Source organism: Hymenobacter sp. FMD4 (assembly GCF_058932745.1).
In genome coordinates this window covers 1-22,177 of sequence record NZ_JBZYWH010000004.1, presented here as the reverse complement: position 1 = coordinate 22,177, position 22,177 = coordinate 1, and the positions used below count along the sequence as shown (strand labels likewise).

General features: G+C 58.4%; 22 protein-coding genes and 1 tRNA gene. 12 read left to right on the top strand and 11 right to left on the bottom strand.

Annotated features, from left to right (window positions below; translation table 11 throughout):
* Positions 1–10 precede the first annotated feature (10 nt).
* Both AC5FXY_RS05480 and AC5FXY_RS05475 read left to right on the top strand, forming a co-directional pair.
* Positions 11–793 (top strand): DUF3050 domain-containing protein, encoded by a 783-nt coding sequence (locus AC5FXY_RS05480; protein WP_493555635.1) that lies wholly within the window; start codon positions 11–13, stop codon positions 791–793.
* A gap of 82 nt (positions 794–875) precedes the next feature.
* Entirely contained in the window at positions 876–1,226 is a 351-nt protein-coding gene (locus AC5FXY_RS05475) for a hypothetical protein (protein ID WP_493555634.1), read from the top strand.
* A 60-nt stretch (positions 1,227–1,286) separates the two neighbouring features.
* On the opposite strand, the gene AC5FXY_RS05470 is transcribed toward AC5FXY_RS05475, so the two are convergent.
* Complete coding sequence (locus AC5FXY_RS05470) at positions 1,287–2,036, bottom strand: hypothetical protein (RefSeq protein WP_493555633.1); 750 nt, start codon at positions 2,034–2,036, stop codon at positions 1,287–1,289.
* 148 nt (positions 2,037–2,184) lie between these two features.
* Between AC5FXY_RS05470 and metG the strand changes: the two genes are divergently transcribed.
* Complete coding sequence (gene metG / locus AC5FXY_RS05465; RefSeq protein ID WP_493555632.1) at positions 2,185–4,227, top strand: methionine--tRNA ligase; 2,043 nt, start codon at positions 2,185–2,187, stop codon at positions 4,225–4,227.
* 398 nt (positions 4,228–4,625) lie between these two features.
* On the opposite strand, the gene pth is transcribed toward metG, so the two are convergent.
* The 4 genes from pth to AC5FXY_RS05445 form a co-directional block, all read right to left on the bottom strand.
* Positions 4,626–5,189 (bottom strand): aminoacyl-tRNA hydrolase, encoded by a 564-nt coding sequence (pth, locus tag AC5FXY_RS05460; RefSeq protein WP_493555631.1) that lies wholly within the window; start codon positions 5,187–5,189, stop codon positions 4,626–4,628.
* Between the two features lie 86 nt (positions 5,190–5,275).
* A complete protein-coding gene (locus AC5FXY_RS05455; protein WP_493555630.1) occupies positions 5,276–5,848 on the bottom strand; it encodes a 50S ribosomal protein L25/general stress protein Ctc in 573 nt (190 codons plus the stop codon).
* Positions 5,849–6,090: 242 nt separating this feature from the next.
* Positions 6,091–7,020 (bottom strand): ribose-phosphate pyrophosphokinase, encoded by a 930-nt coding sequence (locus AC5FXY_RS05450; RefSeq protein ID WP_493555629.1) that lies wholly within the window; start codon positions 7,018–7,020, stop codon positions 6,091–6,093.
* Positions 7,021–7,199: 179 nt separating this feature from the next.
* Positions 7,200–7,272 (bottom strand) — tRNA-Gln (locus AC5FXY_RS05445).
* 254 nt (positions 7,273–7,526) lie between these two features.
* On the opposite strand from AC5FXY_RS05445, the gene atpD reads away from it, so the two are divergent.
* The 4 genes from atpD to AC5FXY_RS05425 all read left to right on the top strand — a co-directional run bounded on the left by atpD (position 7,527) and on the right by AC5FXY_RS05425 (position 11,984).
* Entirely contained in the window at positions 7,527–9,032 is a 1,506-nt protein-coding gene (gene atpD / locus AC5FXY_RS05440) for a F0F1 ATP synthase subunit beta (protein WP_493555628.1), read from the top strand.
* Positions 9,033–9,146: 114 nt separating this feature from the next.
* On the top strand, positions 9,147–9,392 hold the full coding sequence (gene atpC, locus AC5FXY_RS05435; protein ID WP_493555627.1) for an ATP synthase F1 subunit epsilon: 246 nt from the start codon (positions 9,147–9,149) through the stop codon (positions 9,390–9,392).
* A gap of 244 nt (positions 9,393–9,636) precedes the next feature.
* Positions 9,637–10,713 (top strand): AI-2E family transporter, encoded by a 1,077-nt coding sequence (locus tag AC5FXY_RS05430; RefSeq protein ID WP_493555626.1) that lies wholly within the window; start codon positions 9,637–9,639, stop codon positions 10,711–10,713.
* A 137-nt stretch (positions 10,714–10,850) separates the two neighbouring features.
* Entirely contained in the window at positions 10,851–11,984 is a 1,134-nt protein-coding gene (locus AC5FXY_RS05425) for a trans-sulfuration enzyme family protein (protein WP_493555625.1), read from the top strand.
* 97 nt (positions 11,985–12,081) lie between these two features.
* On the opposite strand, the gene AC5FXY_RS05420 is transcribed toward AC5FXY_RS05425, so the two are convergent.
* From AC5FXY_RS05420 to AC5FXY_RS05410, 3 genes are all read right to left on the bottom strand, one after another.
* A complete protein-coding gene (locus AC5FXY_RS05420; RefSeq protein ID WP_493555624.1) occupies positions 12,082–13,230 on the bottom strand; it encodes a DegT/DnrJ/EryC1/StrS family aminotransferase in 1,149 nt (382 codons plus the stop codon).
* Between the two features lie 86 nt (positions 13,231–13,316).
* A complete protein-coding gene (locus AC5FXY_RS05415) occupies positions 13,317–14,009 on the bottom strand; it encodes an acetyltransferase (RefSeq protein ID WP_493555623.1) in 693 nt (230 codons plus the stop codon).
* Positions 14,006–14,665: a sugar transferase gene (locus tag AC5FXY_RS05410; RefSeq protein ID WP_493555622.1), complete on the bottom strand. Its 660-nt coding sequence runs from the start codon at positions 14,663–14,665 to the stop codon at positions 14,006–14,008. The genes AC5FXY_RS05415 and AC5FXY_RS05410 overlap by 4 nt, the downstream gene beginning before the upstream one ends.
* A 99-nt stretch (positions 14,666–14,764) precedes the next feature.
* Here AC5FXY_RS05410 and ispE point away from each other — a divergent pair, with 99 nt between their 5' ends.
* Both ispE and AC5FXY_RS05400 read left to right on the top strand, forming a co-directional pair.
* Positions 14,765–15,583 carry a 4-(cytidine 5'-diphospho)-2-C-methyl-D-erythritol kinase gene (gene ispE, locus AC5FXY_RS05405; RefSeq protein ID WP_493555621.1) on the top strand — a complete coding sequence of 273 codons (819 nt, stop codon included), beginning with the start codon at positions 14,765–14,767 and terminating at the stop codon, positions 15,581–15,583.
* Between the two features lie 59 nt (positions 15,584–15,642).
* Positions 15,643–16,038: a hypothetical protein gene (locus AC5FXY_RS05400; protein ID WP_493555620.1), complete on the top strand. Its 396-nt coding sequence runs from the start codon at positions 15,643–15,645 to the stop codon at positions 16,036–16,038.
* 3 nt (positions 16,039–16,041) lie between these two features.
* Here AC5FXY_RS05400 and AC5FXY_RS05395 read toward each other — a convergent pair whose 3' ends face one another.
* The 3 genes from AC5FXY_RS05395 to tgt form a co-directional block, all read right to left on the bottom strand.
* Entirely contained in the window at positions 16,042–16,959 is a 918-nt protein-coding gene (locus tag AC5FXY_RS05395) for a DMT family transporter (RefSeq protein WP_493555619.1), read from the bottom strand.
* A 65-nt stretch (positions 16,960–17,024) separates the two neighbouring features.
* On the bottom strand, positions 17,025–18,104 hold the full coding sequence (locus AC5FXY_RS05390) for an LptF/LptG family permease (protein WP_493555618.1): 1,080 nt from the start codon (positions 18,102–18,104) through the stop codon (positions 17,025–17,027).
* Positions 18,105–18,333: 229 nt separating this feature from the next.
* Entirely contained in the window at positions 18,334–19,464 is a 1,131-nt protein-coding gene (gene tgt / locus AC5FXY_RS05385; RefSeq protein ID WP_493555617.1) for a tRNA guanosine(34) transglycosylase Tgt, read from the bottom strand.
* A 193-nt stretch (positions 19,465–19,657) separates the two neighbouring features.
* On the opposite strand from tgt, the gene AC5FXY_RS05380 reads away from it, so the two are divergent.
* From AC5FXY_RS05380 to rsmG, 3 genes are all read left to right on the top strand, one after another.
* Entirely contained in the window at positions 19,658–20,797 is a 1,140-nt protein-coding gene (locus AC5FXY_RS05380; RefSeq protein ID WP_493555616.1) for a glycosyltransferase, read from the top strand.
* Entirely contained in the window at positions 20,788–21,411 is a 624-nt protein-coding gene (locus AC5FXY_RS05375) for an RNA polymerase sigma factor (RefSeq protein WP_493555615.1), read from the top strand. Before AC5FXY_RS05380 ends, AC5FXY_RS05375 begins: the two co-directional genes overlap by 10 nt.
* 128 nt (positions 21,412–21,539) lie before the next feature.
* The coding region (rsmG, locus tag AC5FXY_RS05370; RefSeq protein ID WP_493555614.1) for a 16S rRNA (guanine(527)-N(7))-methyltransferase RsmG at positions 21,540–22,177 on the top strand (638 nt) is incomplete at its 3' end.

Sequence of the window (22,177 nt, the reverse complement as noted above, 5' to 3'; positions counted from 1 at the left end):
CGCTTTTTATATGTCTCAAGACCCCATTACCACCCTGCAGCAAACCCTGGCGCACGCCCGCCAGCGCCTCGTGGCGCACAACGTGTACCAGTCGCTGCACTCGCTCGATGACCTGCGCGTGTTCATGCAGCACCACGTGTTTGCTGTGTGGGACTTTATGTCGCTACTGAAAGCACTGCAACGCGAGTTGACTTGCACCACCGTGCCGTGGGTGCCCAAAGGCAACCCCAGCACGCGCCGCCTCATCAACGAAATCGTGCTGGAAGAAGAAACCGACGTCGACCCCGAAGGGCGACCCACCAGCCACTTTGAGCTGTACCTGCGCGCCATGCGGGAGTGCGGCGCCGATACCGCGCCCATGGAGCGCCTGCTCCGTGCACTGGCTACCGGCGCCAGCATCGACGGCGCATTGGCCGCCGCCGAGGCGCCCGAAGCCGTTCGCACTTTCGTGCGCCAGACCTTTGAGGTCATAGACTCTGGCCAGCCGCACGCCGTGGCTGCGGCCTTCACCTTCGGCCGTGAGGATGTAATTCCCGACATGTTCCGTCACCTCGTGCACGATCTGCGCCAGCGGTTTCCTGGCCAACTCGATACTTTCACTTACTACCTCGACCGTCACATCGAGCTCGATGAGGAAGCCCACGCGCCGCTCGCCCAGCAAATGGTGCGTGAGCTATGCGCCCATGATGAGCAGCGCTGGCAGGAGGCTGCTGCCGTGGCTGAGCGTTGCATGGCTGCTCGGGTAGGCTTATGGGATGGTATCCGCGAAGCTCTGGCTGTCCCGGTGGCCTAGCGCCGGTCGTGCGAAAACATCGGCTTAATAGTTACGTTCAGCAGAAAGGGGAGGGGCACTCACGCCGCTCCTTTTTTCGTTTATGAACTCGCCCCGCCGTTTGTTTTTATACCTGGTCGCGTTGCCCTTGCTTTGGCTAGCGGCCTGCACCTCTTCCGACAGCGCCCTCGAAGCTGACCGGGCCCCCACCGTAATCCGCACCGATGCCGACCGCCAAGCGGCTTACAACCGCGGCCTCGGTACCGGCAACGCAGTGCCGGATGCCACACCCCGGCGTATTCCGCAGGTGCGGGAGCAGGCTGCTGCCAGTGGCGCTCGGCAGCGCATCGAAACCGTCAACACGAATGCACCCAACAATACCTCACCGGAAGAACGCATGCGCCGCATTCAGGGCAACCCCACCATCGCCCAAGACACACTGGCCCGCCCCTAAATGCAAACCGCCGCTGACATAGCATAGTCAGCGGCGGTTTTTCAGTTACCAGGCTTGCTCTTAAGCACCGGCTGTTGTCTGAGTGCTTTCAGCGGAGTCAGCTGGTGCATCGGTGTTAGCTGCCGGCTTGGCCGCTGTGCGGCTCCGGGAACGGGCCGTGCCGTTTGCGCCGGTGCTGGCGCCGCTACGGCTCCGGGAGGGACGCGGTTTGGCTGGGGCCGCTGCGGACTGCGGAACAGCTACGGGGGCTGGCGCTTCTGTAGCGTCTTCATCACTTTCCTCAGCCGTTACATCGGCCACGGAAGTGCTGCCTTCGGCACCGTCGCCGGAAAGACTGTCTAACGTCTGCTGCAGCAAGGTTTCGCTTTCGTCGTCGAAGCGGCGAGAAGCTTCTTCTACCACTTCGCGCAGTTTGTCTTTGGTTTCCTTCCGGATGCGCGCCGACAGCTCTTCCAAGCGGCGGTCTAGTTCTTGCTGAACCTGTTTGGCGGCGGCTTTCAACGCTTTCTTGTTGCCCGCCTTACGCTTTTTCTGGTTGCCTTCGGGCAAATCGATGCTGGTGTGGCCGGCGTCGTTTTGCTGTTGTTTGCGTTCAACTTTGGCAGCTTTACGCTCGGCCTTGCTTACCCCGTCTTTGTCTTTTTTCTTCTTGCCTTTCTTTTGATCTTTTTCAGCAACGGGCTGTTCTTCAGGAGCAGTGTCGGCCGGAGAAGTTGCGGCTTTGGCCATAGCAGTAGCGGTTGAGGAGTGGAGTAGCAAGCGAATTACTTCGCCAAGGAAGTTAATCGGACGCAGATTGTCTTTGCTCATGGTACAAAAAGTGGCCGGGGGCTGGCCTTTGCGTGTTCTTGATACGGCAAAGGATGAGGTGGCGTCTGCACTTTTCCGCGTTTCTTTGCGCGTTTCTTTCGTACGAAACCTACCTGCCGGCCCGTGTGCCGGCTGTATCTTCTGATCCATGACCCAGCCCCAACGTTATACCGTAACGGCCGCGCTGCCCTACGCCAACGGCCCGGTACACATCGGCCATTTGGCCGGCGTGTACATTCCCGCCGACATCTATTCCCGCTACCTGCGCGCCCAAGGCCGCGACGTTAAATTTGTGTGCGGCTCCGATGAGCACGGCGTGCCCATCACCATCCGGGCCCAGAAAGAAGGCGTGACGCCGCAGCAGGTGGTGGATAAATACCACGCCATCATCCGCGACTCGTTCAAGGATTTCGGCATTTCCTTCGACATCTACGCCCGCACTTCCAACGATACGCACCGCCAGACGGCCTCCGACTTCTTCCGCAAGATGTACGAGGCTGGGCAGTTCACCGAGCAGGTGTCGCAGCAGTACTACGACGAGCAGGCCGACCAATTCCTGGCCGACCGCTACATCGTGGGTACCTGCCCCACCTGCGCCAACGAAAACGCCTACGGCGACCAGTGCGAGCGGTGCGGCTCCTCACTGAGCCCAACAGAGCTGATCAACCCGCGCTCCATGCTCTCCGGCAACCAGCCCGTGTTGCGCGAAACCAAGCACTGGTACTTGCCGCTCGATCAGTACGAAGGCTGGTTGCGCGAGTGGATCATCGAAGGCCACAAGCAGGACTGGAAGACCAACGTGTACGGCCAGTGCAAGTCGTGGATCGATCAGGGCCTGCAGCCGCGCGCCGTAACCCGCGACTTGGACTGGGGCGTGCCGGTGCCCGTGGACGGGGCCGACGGCAAAGTGCTCTACGTGTGGTTCGACGCGCCAATTGGTTACATCTCGGCCACCAAAGACCTGCTGCCCGGCGACGCCTGGAAACCCTACTGGCAGGACCCCAGCACGAAGCTGGTGCACTTTATCGGCAAGGACAACATCGTGTTTCACTGCATCATCTTCCCGGCGATGCTCAAGGCCCACGGCGACTTCATCCTGCCCGATAACGTGCCCGCCAACGAGTTCCTGAACCTGGAAGGCGACAAGATTTCGACCTCCCGCAACTGGGCTGTGTGGCTGCACGAGTACCTGCAGGACTTCCCCGGCAAAGCCGATGTGCTGCGTTACGTGCTCTGCGCCAACGCTCCCGAAAACAAGGACAACGACTTCACCTGGAAAGACTTCCAGGCGCGCAACAACAACGAGCTGGTCGCCAACCTGGGCAACTTCGTGAACCGCGCTGTAGTGCTCACGCATAAGTTCTTCGGCGGCGACGTGCCTACCCGCGGCCCGCTCACTGACCAAGACCGCGAAGTATTTACCCAACTGGCCGAATTTCCACAGCGCGTCGGCGACCTGATCGAGCAGTACCGCTTCCGCGACGCGCTCAACGAGCTGATGAACTTAACCCGCCTCGGCAATAAATACCTCGCCGATACGGAGCCATGGAAGCTCATCAAAACCGACCAGGAGCGTACCGGTACCGTGTTACACGTGGCTCTGCAGCTGGCTGCCAGCCTTGTCACGCTCATGGAGCCTTTCCTGCCCAGCGCCGCCGAGAAGCTGGGCGGCATGCTGCGCATTGAGCGCCGCGCTTGGTCGCAAGCCGGTCACGCCGACCTGCTGCCCGCTGGCCACCACCTCGGCGACGCCGCACTCCTATTCGAGAAAATCGAGGACGCGACCGTGGAAGCCCAGGTGCAAAAGCTGCTCGACACGAAAGTGGCGAATCAGCTGGCTAACACGCCCGTCACGCCGGCCAAGGACAACGTATCGTTCGAAGAGTTCGGCCGCATGGACCTGCGTATCGGTACCATTCTCACAGCCGAGAAAGTAGCCAAGACCAAGAAGCTGCTGAAGTTGACCGTGGATACCGGCCTCGACAAACGCACCATCGTGAGCGGCATCGCCGAGCACTTCGCGCCCGAAAACCTCATCGGCCAGCAAGTGCTGGTGCTGCTAAACCTCGCCCCACGCGAAATCAAAGGCATCGAAAGTCAGGGCATGCTGTTGATGGCCGAAAACGCCGACGGCTCGTTGAGCCTGATGCAGCCCGGGCAACCGGTGCGGCCCGGTAGTTTTGTGGCCTAAGCTAAGGATCAATGAAAAAGCCCTGCTGCTAGCTACAGCAGGGCTTTTTCATTTTCAGTATGTATGAGAATGAAAAGCTAGTAATCAAATAGGGGTGATTATCTGGCTAATAGTTCTTATTAGGGCGGCCAATCTATCTAAGTCAAGAGAGGTGAACGGTACTTCGCCAGCAACTACTCTTTTCAGTTGAACTGTATCATCAAACAGTGAGCCTATCACTGATTGAGGTTGGTCCAAGTTTTCCCATTCATCTGTTGAAATAAGCGAGTAGTAGTCTGTCCCTATGTCAAAGCAATTAACATTGCTGCTTTCTAGGTACCGTACAGTCGCCTCAAATAAAGCTTTTAGCTCATCAACTGTGACCTGCATAAGTTAGTATTTCCACGAAGTAAAGCTTTCTACTTAGTGTTGAACAAGTTCATTGTCCGATCCAGCCCCAACGTGCCGAAGGCCAGCACTGCCTCCGCCGCTTTCTCCACGCGCAGCGGCAACTCAATTTGCTCGTCGGCCGAGAACGGATTCAGCACGTAATCCACCTGTCGGCCTTTGGGAAAGTTGGCGTCTACCCCGAAGCGTAGGCGCGCGTACTCGTCGCTGCCCAGTGTCTCTTGGATGTGCTTGAGGCCATTGTGCCCGCCGGCCGAGCCTTTGCCTTTCAGGCGAATCTTGCCGAAGGGCAGGGCCAGGTCGTCGGTTACCACCAGCATCTGCTCCTTTTCCAGCTTGAGCGAAGTGAGGTAGTGCGCGGCGGCTTTGCCGCTCAGGTTCATGTAGGTAGTGGGCTTCACCAGCACGTAGGTTTTGCCCTTGTGCTTGATTTCGGTAACGAAGGCATGGCGGCCGATTTCAAACCTGGCCTCGTGCTTTTGAGCCAGGTAATCCAGCACCATAAAGCCGATATTATGGCGCGTATCGGCGTATTCCGGGCCTATGTTGCCCAGCCCCAGGATCAGGTATTTCATAAAAACTTACTGCGAGGATGCAAACGTAAAAAATCCTGCCCCGCCGCAAGGCGAAGCAGGATTTTCTATTTCGACAGCGCGAAGGGTTACTTCTCGGCTTGCAGCTGGCCTTTCAGCGCACGCGGGATGGTTACCGTAGCGATGGGGGCCAGGGGGTTGGTCAGGATGGTGTAGTTTTCCGGCTCCACCTTGTTCACCTTGATCGACTTGCCCAGGGCCAGGTCCGAAATGTCCACCTTCACGTAGTCGGGCAGGTTTTCGGGCAGAGCCTTCACTTTCAGCTTGCGCAGCTTCGACACGAGCTTGCCACCGGCCAATACGCCCGGCGAAACGCCTACGAACTGAATCGGCACATCCATCTTCACTTCTTTGCCCTCCTGCAATTGCAGGAAGTCAACGTGCAGCAGCATTTCGTTTACGGGGTGGAACTGCGAGTCCTGCACGATGGCGCGGTAAGTGTCGCCTTCGATGTTCAGATCAACGATGTGCACCTCTGGGGTGTACAGCAGCTCGCGGAACAGAATGGCGGGCACGTGGAAGTGTACCTGCGTCTCGCCGCCATACATCACGCACGGTACGTACGATTCGCTGCGCAGACGCTTCGCCTCTTTCTTGCCGAGATTCGCTCTTTTAAACCCTACAATCTCCAGGCTTTTCATAATACTGGTGTTTGAAAAATGTCGGTCTTAGTAAAGACCTTAAAATGAAACTGTTCCGCCCGGCTACTGCAGCCGAAGGGGCCGCAAAGGTACGCGGTTAAATTGGGATTGAAAAGTGCGAAGCGACTATATGTGTATATAAGGCGCAGTACGGGGTTAGAAGCAGTCATCCTGAGCATAACTCAGGATGACTGCTTCTAAGGCTAGGCCAAGTCGCGCTCCGGCCCGTGCTGATGCCTCGTTTAGATGAAGAGCGAGCTGATGGACTCGTGCGACACCACGTTGTGAATGGCCCGCGCGAACAGGTCCGACACAGAAATTACTTTGATTTTGTGATTTTCCTGGCGCAGCGGAATCGTATCGGTCGTAATCAGCTCCTCTAGCGACGATGCGCGGATGCGGTCGTGCGCCGGGCCGCTGAGCACAGCGTGCGTTACCACGGCACGCACGGAGGCTGCGCCACGCTCCAGCAGTAGGTCAGCCGCTTTGCAGATGGTGCCGGCCGTATCCACGATATCATCGACCAAGACCACGTTCATGCCCGTAACGTCGCCAATCACTTGCATGGAGGCAATTTCATTGGCGCGCAGACGCATCTTGTCGCACACCACGATTTCGGCACCGAACTTCTTAGCGAAGGCACGGGTGCGCACCACGCCGCCCACGTCGGGCGAAGCGAAGATGATGTTGTCGAGGTTGAGCGAGCGGATGTAGGGCGCCGTGATGGTGGAGCCATCCAGATGATCTACCGGAATATCAAAGAAACCCTGAATCTGGCCGGCGTGCAGGTCGCAGGTCATAAGGCGGTCGGTACCCACGCTCTGCACAAATTCGGCCACTACTTTGGCCCCAATGCTCACGCGCGGCTTGTCTTTGCGGTCTTGGCGGGCGTAGCCGAAGTAGGGCATCACCACGGTCACGTGCTTGGCGGAGGCGCGCTTGGCGGCGTCTACCATCAGCATCAGCTCCATCAGGTTGTCGGCGGGCGGGAAGGTGCTCTGAATAAGAAACACCTCGCAACCGCGTACGCTCTCGTTGAAGCTAGGGCCGATTTCGCTGTCGGCGAAACGCTGAATGGTAAGGTCGCCGAGCTCGGTACCATAAGCGGCGGCAATTTTTTCGGCCACGTCGCGTGAAGTGGTGCCGGAGAAGATTTTGACCTGCGGAGTCATATGGGTGTGGAAACGGGGTGAGCGAATCTAAACACCGGTAAGGGCAGGTCGGTTGCAAGGCAGCTAGCTAATCAGCGCGAAGTGTACTGACTGCGAGCTACCAAGTGCTCAATCCTGCCAGTACCGAAAACGCAAAAGGCGCCGGCTCCACTCCGAGGAGGGGGCCAGCGCCTTTCTTGTTGTCCGACCAGGGCTCGAACCTGGACTTTCTTGAATCAAAATCAAGCGTGTTGCCAGTTACACCATCGGACAATTTCCCTTGCGGTAACCAGTGGTTGTGCCGTTTGGGTTTGCAAATGTACCGCTGTTTTGGCTGCCTCCAAATTTTCCTCGAAAAAAATTTTTCAGGCAAAGGCGTTTTTGATGCCGTGGAGGGCCTTTTTCTGGTGATTTTCAGGCAGAAAAGTTTCAATACTTTTTCGCTGCCAAGCCGGTTTGCCCATGCGGCGAATGGTCTGTACTTTTGCGGCCTGAAACTGCTCTCATTCTCCCTATAAAGAACTGCAATGGCGAATACCGGCAAAATCACCCAGGTTATCGGCCCCGTCGTCGACGTGAGCTTCGCGGGTGAAGGCTCCAAGCTTCCCAACATCCTCGACGCTCTAGAAGTCGTGAAAGAAAACGGCCAGCGCGTCGTTCTGGAGTGCCAGCAACACCTGGGCGAGGACCGCGTGCGGACCATTGCCATGGACTCGACCGACGGCCTGACCCGCGGCGCCGAGGTACGTGACCTGGGCACCCCGATTCAGATGCCGACCGGCGACGCTGTACTTGGCCGCCTGTTCAACGTGGTAGGCGAGGCCATCGACGGCCTGCCCCAGCCTTCGGCCACCGGCTCGTTGCCCATCCACCGCTCTGCTCCGCGCTTCGAAGACCTGTCCACTAGCACCGAGGTGCTGTACACGGGTATCAAAGTTATCGACCTGATTGAGCCCTACGCTAAGGGTGGTAAGATCGGTCTGTTTGGTGGTGCCGGTGTAGGCAAAACCGTATTGATCCAGGAACTCATCAACAACATCGCCAAGGCTTACTCGGGTCTGTCGGTATTTGCTGGTGTGGGCGAGCGTACCCGCGAGGGCAACGACTTGCTGCGTGAAATGATCGAAGCCGGCATCGTACAGTACGGCGAGGAATTCATGCACGGCATGGAAAAAGGCGAGTGGAACCTGAAGGACGTGGACGTAGCTGGCATGACCAACTCGAAGGCCACCTTCGTGTTCGGCCAGATGAACGAGCCTCCCGGAGCCCGTGCCCGCGTAGCCCTGTCGGGTCTGACGGTAGCGGAGAACTTCCGCGACGGCGACGGCACCGGCACCGGTCGCGACATCCTGTTCTTCGTTGACAACATCTTCCGCTTTACCCAGGCTGGTTCGGAAGTATCGGCTCTGCTGGGCCGTATGCCTTCGGCCGTAGGTTACCAGCCCACGCTGGCTACCGAAATGGGTACCATGCAGGAGCGCATCACCTCTACGAAGCGTGGCTCGATTACCTCGGTACAGGCGGTATATGTACCGGCTGACGACTTGACTGACCCGGCCCCAGCTACCACCTTCGCTCACTTGGACGCCACCACGGTACTGTCGCGTAAAATCGCCGAGCTGGGTATCTACCCGGCCGTTGACCCGCTCGACTCGACCTCGCGTATCCTCGATCCTTCCATCATCGGCGAGGAGCACTACAACACGGCTCAGCGCGTGAAGGAGATTCTGCAGCGCTACAAAGAACTGCAGGACATCATCGCCATCCTGGGTATGGACGAACTCTCGGAAGAGGACAAACTGGTAGTGTCGCGCGCCCGCCGCGTGCAGCGCTTCCTGTCGCAGCCCTTCCACGTGGCTGAGCAGTTTACTGGCCTGAAAGGGGTACTGGTAGACATCAAGGACACCATCAAAGGCTTCAACGCCATCATCGACGGTCAGTACGACCACCTGCCCGAAGCAGCGTTTAACCTCGTGGGCACCATCGAGGATGCCGTAGCGAAAGGCGAGCGTCTGATGGCTGAGGCGCGCTAATTTTCCTAATGGGCGAATGTGATTGAATGTGCTGATGTGCTAATAGAGGTAATCCTCCGTGGCACGTCAGCACATTAGCACACCAGCACATTTCCACATTAGCACATTAATCACATGCGTTTAGAAATCATCACGCCGGACCGGAAAGTGTTTGAGGGCGAAGTTACCTCGGCCGTATTTCCGGGTATTGACGGTCAGTTTGAAGTACTCAACAACCACGCGCCGATGATCAGCGCCCTGCGCTCCGGTGAACTGCGCATCACTAGCGCTGCGGGACGCGAGTCGTTCAACGTGAGCGGCGGCGTGGTGGAAGTACTGCGCAACAACGTAACGGTACTGGCTGAGTCGGTACTGGCGTAAGTAGCTTGAATTCGCAAAAGCCCCGTGGCCTAGTTTGGCCACGGGGCTTTTGTGTTTTAGAGCCAACAGTGAAATGAACATCCTAGGTGGGGGACACGCGACTGTGAACCAAGATCCGGCAGGCTCCTGAAGGGGACCAACGATTTGCGCGTCCCAGAATGGAGGAACGACGAGCTTTTTCTGATTAGGACTGCATAAATAGGCGGCGCTGTTGTATAGTTGCGGCCCTTATACTGCCTTCGCCATGTTGCTGCCACCCGATCCGTACGCCGCCATTGAGAATATCTATACGCCTCGCCAGCGGCACATATTGCTGATTGCTTCGCTTGCTGGCCTAGCCGGGCTAATGCTGATGGGGCTGGCGAAGTATCTAACGGCGTTTTTGGCAGCCGGTATTCTGTTCGTGGTGTTTCGGCCTTGGTGGGTGGCGTTGGTACATCACCGCCGGTGGAACCGGCGGCTGGTTACCATCGGCCTGCTGCTGCTCACGGTGGTAGTCCTGGTCATTCCTTTTTATGCCCTGAGTTCTTTGCTTATCGACCGGCTGGTTGCCTTTGCCAAGCGCCCGGAACATATTCTGGACGTGCTGCACAGGCTAGAGCAGGCAACCGGAATTACGATAACCTCGCAGCAGAATGTGCGGCAACTCTTGCAGCAAGGCGCAGGGCAGGTGAGCCGCTGGCTTCCTACCCTGGCCAGCAGTGCCCTCAACTTCCTCGTGGTGGTGGGGCTAATGCTCTTCACTATGTACTATCTATTTATGCAGGAGACGTATTTCCTACTTGGCCTGCGCCGCTACTTGCCGTTTCGCAGCGAAACGATGATGGAGCTAGGAGAATCGTTGAAAAACAACGTCAACGCTAATGTGCTGGGTCAGGCGCTGGTTGCCTTCGTGCAAGGCGTACTAACGGGACTCACGTTGTGGCTGTTCGCCGTACCGGACCCGTTGTTTTGGGGAGTGGTGGCTTTTTTCATGGCTTTCCTACCGGTGCTGGGCACACCCCTGGTGTGGGGGCCAGCCGCCCTGTATCAGTTTTCGCAGGGTGCAAACGGACAAGCCATCGGTATTCTGTTGGTAGGCGTTATCGTCATCGTCAACGTCGACAACGTCTTGCGCATCATGCTGGCTAAGCGCATGGGTGATATTCACCCGCTGGTGACGCTGGTAGGCTTGGTGCTGGGAGTCGAAATCTTTGGCATCATCGGGCTGGTGGTCGGTCCGCTGCTGGTGTCGTATTTTATGGTGCTGATGGAAGTGTTTCGGCGCGAAAACCGTACAGCCCAGCTACCAATCAGCCAACCTCCGCCAGCGGCACGGTAGGAGAGGGGCTAGGAGTGGGCGGCAAGTGAATTTGAGTAGGGATAAATGGCTAGGTCTGCCACGAGAATCCGCGCGAAAACGCCGCGCTGACCGTAGCTTGCAGAACCGAACGACCTCACCCGCCCGACCATTCCCCAATGCCAACTCTCACGCCCAAGATTACCCCTATCTACCAGACCTCGGTCTTTAAATTTCAGGACCTCAACGAACTGGATCAATACTTCGAGGACCCGGCCAGCCGCTACCTATACTCGCGCAACGGCAACCCTAATTCCGATGAGCTAGCCGAGGCAGTAAACCAGCTGGAAGGCGGGGCCGGGGCCGTGGCTACGGGGTCGGGAATGGCCGCCATTTTCGCCGCTGTGCTGGTCTATTGCCAAGCCGGCGACCATGTGCTGTGCGCCGCCGATATCTACGGCGGATCGGCAGCCCTGCTCAATGCCGAGCTGAGCCGCATGGGCGTCTCGGTCACTTATGTGCCTTTCGAACGCCTGTATGAGCTCGACGCGTTTGTGCAACCCACCACTCGCCTGCTACTGGCCGAAACTATCAGCAACCCTTTGTTGCGCGTAGCCGACCTGCGGCGGCTGGCCGTTGAATGCCACCGCCACAATCTAAAGCTGGTAGTAGATAATACCTTCGCTTCGCCGGTAATTACCAAACCATTGGCGCTGGGGGCTGATATCACCGTACACAGCGTCACGAAATACATATCAGGCCACAGCGACGTGACAGCCGGCGTGGCCGTAGCCGCCGACTCCGAAGCAGCGGCGCGGCTAAAGCAGATCGGCGTATTCTACGGGCTTACGCTGAGCCCCATGGAAAGCTGGCTGGCTGTGCGCGGGCTCAAAACGCTGCGCCTGCGCATGCGTGAGCACAGCCACAACGCGCTGGCCATTGCCGAAATGTTGCAGCAGCACCCAGCCGTGCGGGAAGTGTACTACCCTGGCCTGCCGGAGCACGAGCAGCACACGCTGGCGGCGGAACAAGGCCATGGCTTATTCGGCGGAATGCTGTCGTTGAAGCTAGCCGACGATGCCGATGTAGTGAGCAGCTTCATGCGCGGTATCCGTCGGTTTCCCTTCGCACCTTCCTTAGCCGGCGTCGATTCTTCACTTTCATACCCTTTAGGCACCTCGCACCGGGCCCTCAGTCCCGAGCAACAGCAAGCATTGGGGATTACTACTGGTTTAGTCCGCTTGTCTGTGGGTATTGAGCCAGTGGAGGAATTGCTGGAGGACTTAAAACAGGCGCTGGACGGGTTGAGCTAGCGTAGAAATTATATACTTGGCAGCTGAGCTTTTGTGCCAGCCACTTTTGTTTTGTGCCACTGAATGAACTTTATGGACTAAATCAGGACCCGATTAGTTAATCTGTTGGGAGTATTTCCCGTAAGCCATTTACCACACGCCGTACGTCAGCATCAGTCATGGCAGAGCCGGAGGGAAGGCAAAGGCCGCGGTCGAACAGCGCAGCACAAACGTCGCCGCCGTAGGTGGCGCAGCCCGCGAAGAGCGGCTGCAGATGTAGTGGCTTCCAGAGAGGCCGCGCCTCTATGTTGTGGCTTTCCAAGTGCAGCCGTACTTGTTCGGGTGTGAGGTCGGTATGCTCCGGCCGCAGTAGGATGGTGGTGAGCCAACGGTTAGCGCGGGTGTTGGGCAGTTCAGCGGGCCCTACCTGCACGCCCGGCAAAGGCTTCAGCAACTCGCAGTACTGCGCGTAAATCTCACGCCGGCGCTTTACGCGGTCCTCAATCAGCTCCATCTGCCCCCGGCCGATACCGGCCAGCAGGTTGCTTAGGCGGTAATTGTAGCCAAGCGAAGAGTGCTGATAATGTGGGGCTGCATCCCGGGCCTGAGTCGCGAGAAAGCGGGCTTGCTGGGCCCACGCCGCCTCGTTGGTGACCAGGGCTCCGCCGCCGCTGGTAGTCAAAATTTTATTACCGTTGAACGAGAATACTCCAACGGCCCCAAACGTACCCAAGGGCTGCTGCTGGTAGCGCGAGCCAAGGGCCTCGGCGGCATCCTCCAGCACCGGCACCTCAAACTCAGCCGCCAAAGCTAATAATTCTTGCAAGCGGGCAGGCATACCGTACAGGTGCACCAAGATGATGGCCTTGGGCTTGCGGCCGCGGCGTTGGCGGTCTTCTAGGGCCTCGCGCAGTCGCTGCGGGCACATGTTCCAGGTATCGGCTTCGCTGTCGATGAAGACCGGCTCAGCCCCGACGTAGCGCACCGGGTTGGCCGTAGCGACGAAGGTGAAAGAAGGCACCAACACTTCATCTCCGGCTCCGACGCCGAGCAGAATCAGACCCAAGTGAATAGCGGCCGTGCCCGACGACAACGCCACGCAGTGCTGCGCGCCGGTGTACTGGCAGATGTCGCGCTCGAAGCCGTCCAGATTGGGGCCTACCGGCGCCACCCAGTTGTCTTCGATGGCTTTGTGCAGGTAGTTAAGCTCGTGGCGGCCGAGGTGAGGCGGCGAAAGATAAAGCCTGTCGTATTCGTCGCTTCGCATTGGTAAGGATGATTTGCGGATGCCTGGTGCCGAAAGTGTAGCTGGCTTGGTTGAAGAAACCAAGCCTGACGCCTGTGGCGGCGGTACTAATGTTTTTTGATGGCCTGGGCTGGTACGCCCACGGCCGTGCAGTTCGCCGGCAAGTCGCGCACTACCACGGCGCCAGCCCCTACTATGCAGCCAGTGCCTATGCGCACTTGGTTGATAACGGTGGCATTGGTACCGAGGTACACACTCTTTTCAAGGTGGGCTTCGCCGCCTACGTTGGCGTGGGGCATCAGCGAGCAGAAGTCCTCCAGCACGGCGTCGTGGCCGATAGTGCAGCCCAGGTTCAGCAGAACGTGCCGGCCCAGCTGAATGTCGCAGGTAAAAATGCAGCCCTGGCAGATGATGCTTCCGGTACCAAACTGCACATTCTGGTAGCCGCGCACCACCACGGAAGGATGAACCAGGGTGGCGAAATGAATGTGCGGCGAGGAGAGCCGCGCTACCACATCGGCGCGGTGCTGGCTGCTGCCGATGGCCACGGCAGCGTACACCGACTCCTGCTGGGCGTTCAGCTCGGCCACGGTACCCAGCCACGGCAAGTCGTGGATGCGCTCGGTAGCAGGGCGCTGATCGTCGTAGAAGCCGAGCACGTTCCAGCGTAGTTCTACTTCGTTGAGTTGGCGCACCAGCATCAGGACCTCGCGGCCAAAGCCACCGGCGCCCACAATGACGAGCGGCCGCACGCCGGTAAAGTCAGGATCTTCGTAATCGGAGAAAAACAATTGGGTCATGCAGGTGTGTCAGTGGATCGGGAAACGGAGCCGCGAAACGCTTCGGCCGTGGCCTGACCGGGCGCTGCAATGCCTTGGGTGCGCAGCACGCGGGCAGCCGTCAGAAACAGGATACGTAAATCGAGCCCCAGTGTGAGGTGGTCGACGTACCAAACATCGAAGGTGAATTTCTGCTCCCAGCTGATGGCGTTGCGGCCGTTTACCTGTGCCCACCCCGTAATGCCGGGCCGCACCTCGTGGCGACGGGCTTGTTCTGGCGAATATAGAGGCAAGTACTCCGGCAGTAACGGCCGCGGGCCCACCAGGCTGATGTCGCCGCGCAGTACGTTCCACAGCTGCGGCAACTCGTCGATGGACGAAGCGCGCAGCAGCCGGCCCAGGCGGGTAAGTCGCACGGCGTCGGGCAGCAGCTGGCCGTGCGCGTCGCGGGCGTCGGTCATGGTCTGCAGCTTGTAGAGCGTGAAAAGTTGCCCATGGAGGCCAGGCCGGCGGTGCCGGAACAACACCGCGCCGCCACCCGGTTGCAGCTTCAGCAGCAGTGCCGCCCCGGCCAGCAGCGGCGCGGCCAACACCAGCAGCGGCGCAGCCAGCAGCACATCGAGCAGGCGCTTGCCCCAGGCGCGGTACCAAGTGGAAGGAGCGGCGGGCTCAGGCATGGGCAAAAAAGCGGGCGGAGTAAGCAGGACGCAAGTTACGTCCTGCCGCCTATACCCACAGTCGTGCACTTGTGGCGGCTGCTTCGTTGCTTTGCGCTTATGCTCGTCTTCCCCAACGCCAAGCTTAACCTCGGTCTGCACATCACCAAGCGCCGCCCCGACGGCTTTCATACCCTCGAAACCGTGATGGTGCCGCTGCCTTGGTGCGATGCGCTGGAAGTATTGCCTGCAGCCGAAACCAAGCTGACGCTTTCCGGCCGTCCCATCCCCGGCGACCCCAGCACCAATCTGTGCCTGCGCGCTTACGAGCTACTACGGGCCGATTTTCCGGAAGTGCCGCCGGTACATCTGCATTTGCACAAGATAGTACCCATCGGGGCCGGCTTGGGCGGTGGCTCCGGCGACGCAGCCTTTGCCTTGACAGCCCTGCGCACCGTGCTGGAACTCCCTCTGACGGATGATCAGCTGGAAGCCTATGCCCGCCGCCTGGGCTCCGACTGTGCCTTTTTCGTCCGCAATCAGCCCGCCCTAGCCACCGGTCGCGGCGATGAACTGACTCCATTACCGCTGCCGCAACTCCAAGGCGCGGCCTGCAAGGTCATCTATCCCAGCCTGCACATCAGCACTGCTGATGCCTACGCCGGCGTGCGGCCCAAAGCGCCGGCGCACGACCTACGTGCGGCTTTGAGTGAGCCGATCGAAACGTGGCGCGAAACGGTAGTAAATGATTTTGAAGCGTCGCTGGCACCGAAATATCCGCTGCTCAACGAGCTGAAGCAGCAGCTGTACGCGGCCGGCGCAGCGTACGCGAGCTTGTCGGGTTCCGGCTCGGCAGTATTTGGGCTGTGGCTGGGGCAGGTGGCGCCGCCAAAACTGGATCTGCCCGCGGAGTTTTTGGTATGGGACGGACACCTATGACGGGGCAACACCTTTATAAGTTGATGTGGTTACCAGATGCCCACACTGGAATTTGGTGCATGAAATCGGAGCAGGAGCTAGATGTGAAACATCCGATTTATAAGCATTTCGAAGCACATCACCTGGATATCAACCAATGGTTGGCGGCTTATGCCGAGTACTATCGGCAATGGTTAGATGAAGATGAGCGTGCCATCTACCAATGGAAGCATCCGATAAACCAAGCGCCCATTACGGCAATACAGCATTTTAATGCAACGTCAAATCAAGCTCGGTTACATTACTGTATAGACTTCGACCGCTCTCAAAAGGAATCGGTATACTATCAGTGGGTGCGCAGTCCTTTGTCTGGCGAAAAGCTGCTAAACCTTGGCCAGGACTATCCCGCAAAAAACCGACTGGTGGCCGTTAATGATGCTTTGATAATGCCTGATCAGGAAGATGGGTTAGCCTAACCGTTACTGCTCCACCAACGACACCGCCTCATCCGGCCGAAGCTTGCGGCGGCGCTGCACCCATTGATCAATGATGGGGTGCACCAGCACGCTAACTAAGATAATAAGCGTGCCGACGTAAAAGCCGCGCGACATTTTCTCCTCGTTGCCGAAGATGAGCACCGCCAGAATGATGCCGTACACCGGCTCCAGATTGATGGTCAAATTCACGGCGAAGGCCGTAAGCCGCTTCATCAGCTCCACCGACTCGGAGAAGGCGTAAATGGTGCAGGCGCCCGACAAGATGGCCAGCCATACCCAGTCCATAAAGCTGGGGTCGAGCTGAGGTAGCTCGCCGCCAAAAGCTGGACGCACAATGAGGAACACCATAATGCTGAGGCAGGCCCCGGCCATTTCGTAGAACGTAAGGCGCAGCGGCGGGTGGTGGCGTACCAGCTTTACATTGAACACGCTGAACAAAGCGCTCAGGCCCGCCGACAGCACGGCCACGCCCAGCCCCATAAGCTGATCGAATTCGGCCTGAGACACGAGGTACAAGCCCACCATGGCCACGAGTCCCAGCAAAATTTCATACGGCTGGAAGCGCTTGCGCAGCAGCAACGGCTCCAGGATGGACGTCCACAGCGCTAAGGTGGCCATACCCGCTAAGCACACACTCACCGAAGAAAGCCGGGCCGCCAGGAAGAAAGTAATCCAGTGCAAGGCCACCAGCACGCCCACACCTAGCAGTTGCAAGGCCTGCCGCGTCGGCACGCGCCACGGTTGCTGGCGTGCAGCCATCAGCCCCATCAGGCCCACAGTTGCAATGAGCGTGCGGTAAAACACTAGCTCCGTGGGCGGCAGCGAAATCAACTTGCCCAAAATGGCCGTGAAGCCCCACAGAAATACTAGGAAGTGGAGGCGGAGGTAGTCTTTCAGCATGAGGTGAACTGGTGAAGCCGTAAACTCGTGAGTTGAGAGTCAGAATGACACTCACTTGTTCATGGCTAGCGCGGTATGAATCGGTACAGAACCAGCCCGATGCAGCTAAACACGATATTGGGCGTCCAGGCAGCCATCAGCGGCGTCATATTGCCTACCAGCGCGAGGTTGCGGCTCAGAATTACGAACCCGATGTACACAAAGGCCAGTACGAAGCCCAAAGCAATCTGCCCGCCCACGCCGGCGCGCGACTTGCGCGCACTCATAATCACCCCGATGATGGTGAGGATGGTAATAGCAAAGGGGTAGGCAAAGCGCTCCGACCGCTCGATGAGGTAGGTTTCGGTGTCATCGGCGCCGCGGTTTATTTTCTCCTGAATGAAGTTGTTCAGCTCAGGCAATGTGAGTGTTTCGGCCAGCTTAAAGGTACTGGCGAAGTCCTTGGGGTAAAGGTTCAGCGTGGTGTCGCGGGCGGGAAAGTTTTTGAGCGTTTCCCGGTCGCCATTAATGGTACGCACCAGCTGCGGCGTCATGCGCCAGGCACCTTTGGTCGAATCCCAGGTGATGGCCTCGGCCTGCAGGCGCCGCTTGAGCACAGTGCCATCGATGGTTTCGATGGCGAAGCGGTAGCCCACGTTGCTCACGTTGTCGTAGCTCTCCAGGTAAGCATAGTCCTTCGGCCCGATTTTGATGTGCACGTTGCGTCCCTGAAAGCGGTATGGATTCTTCACGTACTTCCGCTCGAAGGCCACGCGCGGCTTGTTGGCCAGCGGAATAACCCAGCCAATCAGTCCGAACGTAGCCAGCCCAATCAGGCCGCTACCCATCACGTAGGGCAATAGCAGCCGCCGGAAACTCACCCCTGAGGCCAGAATGGCCACAATTTCGGTACGAGCCGCCAGGCGTGCTGTCACCAGCACCGTGGCAATAAACACGGTGATGGGCGACAGCAGGTTGGCGTAGTAGGGAAACAGGTTCAGGTAATACTCCCCAATGATTTTACCCGCCGACAGGTTGTGCTTGATGAAGTCGTCGTTCTTCTCCGTGAAGTCAATCACGCAGATAACCATCACCAGCACCACCACCGTGAAAAAGAAGGTGGTCAGCAGCTTGTAGAGGATGTATTTGTCGAGGAGCCGAAGCATTTTCTAGTTCTGTTCTGTCTTTTCCCGCCCGTTATTTTTCCGTCTGTCATCCTGACGAAGGAAGGACCTTATCACCGAAGAACGGGTCGTCTGTCATCCATCATCTAACGTACCTAAGGAAAGACTTTGTCAGCCGAAACTGCAGGCGTTAAATGGTTGCTATCCGACGTGATAAGGTCCTTCCTTCGTCAGGATGACAAAACCGGCGAGCAATCAACGCTGCGTGCACCTACAAGCGCACCATCACCTGCTTTACCATCTTCTCCTTCCACTCCCGGAACGTGCCGGCCAAAATCTGCTCCCGGGCGTTGCGCACCAGCCAGAGGTAGAAGGTCAGGTTATGCACCGAAGCCGCCATGCCCGCGAGGTATTCGCTGGCGTGGAAGAGGTGGCGCAGGTACGATTTCGAGTAGAACGTGCTGGCGTAACCTCCTAGTTCTTCGTCGATGGGGGAGAAGTCCTGCTCCCACTTCTTGTTCTTGATGTTGATAATGCCCTGGGTGGTGAAGAGCATGCCGTTGCGGGCATTGCGGGTGGGCAGTACGCAGTCAAACATATCCACGCCCAACGCTATGTTCTCCAGAATATTGGCCGGCGTGCCCACGCCCATCAGGTAGCGCGGCTTGTCGGCGGGCAAAATGTCACAGCAGAGCTCGGTCATTTCGTACATGAGCTCGGCGGGCTCGCCCACGCTCAGCCCGCCGATGGCATTTCCGGCGCGGCCCTGCTCCGCAATAAAGTGCGCCGACTGCGTGCGCAGGTCACGGAAAGTGCTGCCCTGCACAATGGGGAAAAGCTGCTGCTTGTAGCCGTAGAGCGGCTCTGTCTCGTCGATGCGTTGGATGCAGCGCTTCAGCCAGCGGTGCGTCATGTCCATCGACTTGCGGGCGTAGTCGTACTCGCAGGGCCACGGCGTGCACTCGTCGAAAGCCATGATGATGTCGGCCCCGATGACGCGCTGGATGTCCATCACGCCTTCGGGCGTAAAGAGGTGGTGCGAGCCGTCGATGTGCGAGCGGAACTTGACGCCCTCTTCCTTGATTTTACGCGTCTCGGAGAGCGAATACACCTGGTAACCGCCCGAATCGGTGAGAATAGGTCGGTCCCAGCCGTTGAACTTATGCAGGCCGCCGGCTTTCTGCAGCGTATCCAGGCCAGGGCGCAGGTAGAGGTGGTAAGTATTGCCGAGGATGATCTGGGCCTGCACGTCGTCTTTTACCTCGCGCTGGTGCACGGCTTTTACCGAGCCGGCCGTGCCCACCGGCATAAAAATGGGCGTCTGAATGGTGCCGTGGTCGGTGGTAAGCACACCGGCGCGGGCTTTGGACTGCGGATCGTGGGCGACTAAGTCGAAGGTCATTAACAAGCAGAAGCTAGAAGTGAGGAGCTAGAAGCCAAAAGGGGAGAGGCGGCTTGGGCCGGCTACCGGTCCGTGCGCTGCTGGCTCCTCACTTTTAGCTTCTAGCTCCTGATTGCAAAGGTAACCCCTGCGCGCCGTTCGTGCCTCCCGGCGGAATGGCTACTTTTGCGCGCCCCATCAATTTACCCTTGCTTTGCCCTTTCATCTCTCGCCCGTTTCCTGGCTGCTCCTGTTTAGCGTATTGGTGCAGCTTGGCTACGCGGTGTATTACTTCTGGCCTTTCGGACTGAAGCGCGTACCCGAAGACGTGGAACCCGCTCCTTCACACGAGGCTGCCCACCCAGTTTCTGTTATCGTGGCGGCGCACAACGGAGTGGAGCAGCTCCGCCAACTCTTGCCGGTGCTGCTAAACCAGGAATATGCAGCGTTTGAGGTAGTGCTCATCGACGACCGGTCCTCCGACGACACCATTCTTTACGCCCAGCAACTCACACAGTATTATCCCAATGTCCGCCTAGTCACCGTCGGCAGCACGCCCGAAGGCCTAGCACCCAAGAAGTACGCCCTTACGCTCGGCATCAAGGTAGCGCGCTACCCGTACCTGCTTTTCACCGATGCCGACTGCGTGCCCGCCTCGTACCAGTGGCTGCGCCACATGGCCCGCGGTTTCGACACTGGCGCCGACCTCGTACTCGGCTACGGTCCTTACACCGAGGCGCCCGGCCTGCTCAACAAGTTGGTGCGCTTCGAGACTCTGCTCACGGGCCTACAATACCTGAGCTTTGCCGAACGCGGCCAGCCGTACATGGGCGTGGGTCGCAACCTGGCCTACACCAAGGAGACCTTTTTCGCGACCAAAGGCTTCGCCTCGCACATACGCCGCCTCAGCGGCGACGACGACCTGCTGGTGCAAGATGCCGTGCAACGCGGCCGTCGGGCCACTGTCATTACCGCAGCTGCGGCCCACACGCTGAGCCTCGCGCCCGAAACCTGGGGCCAGTGGTGGCACCAGAAGCGGCGGCACCTGTCGGCGGGCAATAGTTACCGCCCGGGCGACCGACTTCGGATTGGAACCTTTATCTTAGCTAACGGCTTATTTTATCTCGCAACTCTGGCGGCACTAGTAGTGCCTGATCCTGAATGGGTAGCGTTAGCGGGGGCATGGGTGGTCCGAACCTCAACAGCCCTGGTTACGTACGCGCAGGCCAGCCGCCGCCTCCACGACCGGCAACCGTTGTGGTTGCTGCCGGCTCTGGACGCGGGGTATTTTTTTGCCTACTTTCTCCTGACAGCCTCGTTAGTGCTCTACCGCAACCCCTCCCGATGGAAGTAAATAATCAGGACCTCCAGAAGCAGTTCTCGGCCAAAGCCAAGCACGACTTCAAGCTTATTCGTTCCGCCGTAGAAAGCGGCGACGAAAAGGCGTATGCCGAACTGATGCAGATCTACAAGAAACCCGTGTATCACGTGGTGCTGAAGATGGTGCGCAACCCCGACGACGCCGAAGACCTCACCATTGAGGCTTTCGCCAAGGCGTTTCGCAACCTGCATAAGTTCAACCCGGAGTACGCCTTCAGTACTTGGCTGTTCCGCATCGCCACCAACAACTGCATTGACTTTATTCGCAAGAATAAGATCAAGACGATGTCCATCGATTCGGCCATCAAGATTGACAACGGCGACGAAATCACCATCGATTTCCGCGACAACAATCTGAACCCGGCGGAGTCGGCCATCAAAAACCAGAAAATCGAAATCATGCAGCACGTGGTGTCGCGGCTGCCCGATAAGTACCAGCGCCTCGTCACGCTGCGCTACTTCGATGAGCTGAGCTACGAGGAAATTGCGCAGGAGCTGAAAGCCCCGCTCGGCACGGTAAAAGCCCAACTGCACCGCGCCCGCGAATTGCTCTATGACATGGTGAAGAACAAGAAGGAAATCATCTAGACCTTCTGCTTCAGTCTTTCTTGAACGACGCCCCGCCACTTCGGCGGGGCGTCGTGGTATGTGGCAGTTGCAAACGCGGGCGGAATCCGCGCTGCTTCGTTAAGTAGCTGCCTTACCTTTGCTGTACGATGGACATTCTCTTCCGCTACTTCCCCGACCTCACGCCGCGCCAGCGGGAGCAATTTCAGCAGCTCGAACACGAATTCCGCGGCTGGAACGAACGCGTCAACCTGATTGCCCGCACCGACGTCGACAACCTAGCCGAGCGGCACTTGCTGCACTCTGCCGCCATTGCCAAGGTGATAGACTTTCCGGCCGGCAGTGCCGTGCTGGATGTAGGCACTGGTGGTGGCCTGCCGGGCTTGCCACTGGCCATCTTGTTTCCGGAAGTCGAGTTTCACCTTATTGATAGCATCGGCAAAAAGATTAAGGCCGTGCAGGACATGGCCCACACGCTGAAGCTGCACAACGTAACCGCCGAGCAGATCCGCGCCGAGCAGGTGCGCCAGAAGTTCGACTTTGTGGTGAGCCGGGCCGTAACGCGACTGGCCAACTTTCATCCGTGGATAGCTCAGCGCTATACCAATACCGCTTCGGCCAGCGAATCGCATGGCTTGTACTACCTAAAGGGCGGCGACCTGACCGAGGAGCTTGAAGAGTCCGGCTTGGTCGCTACGGTAACCAACCTCAGCGACTTTTTCAGCGAAGAGTTTTTCGAAACAAAGAAGGTCGTGTTTGTGCCAGCCAACAAAGCCCTTGCTCGTGG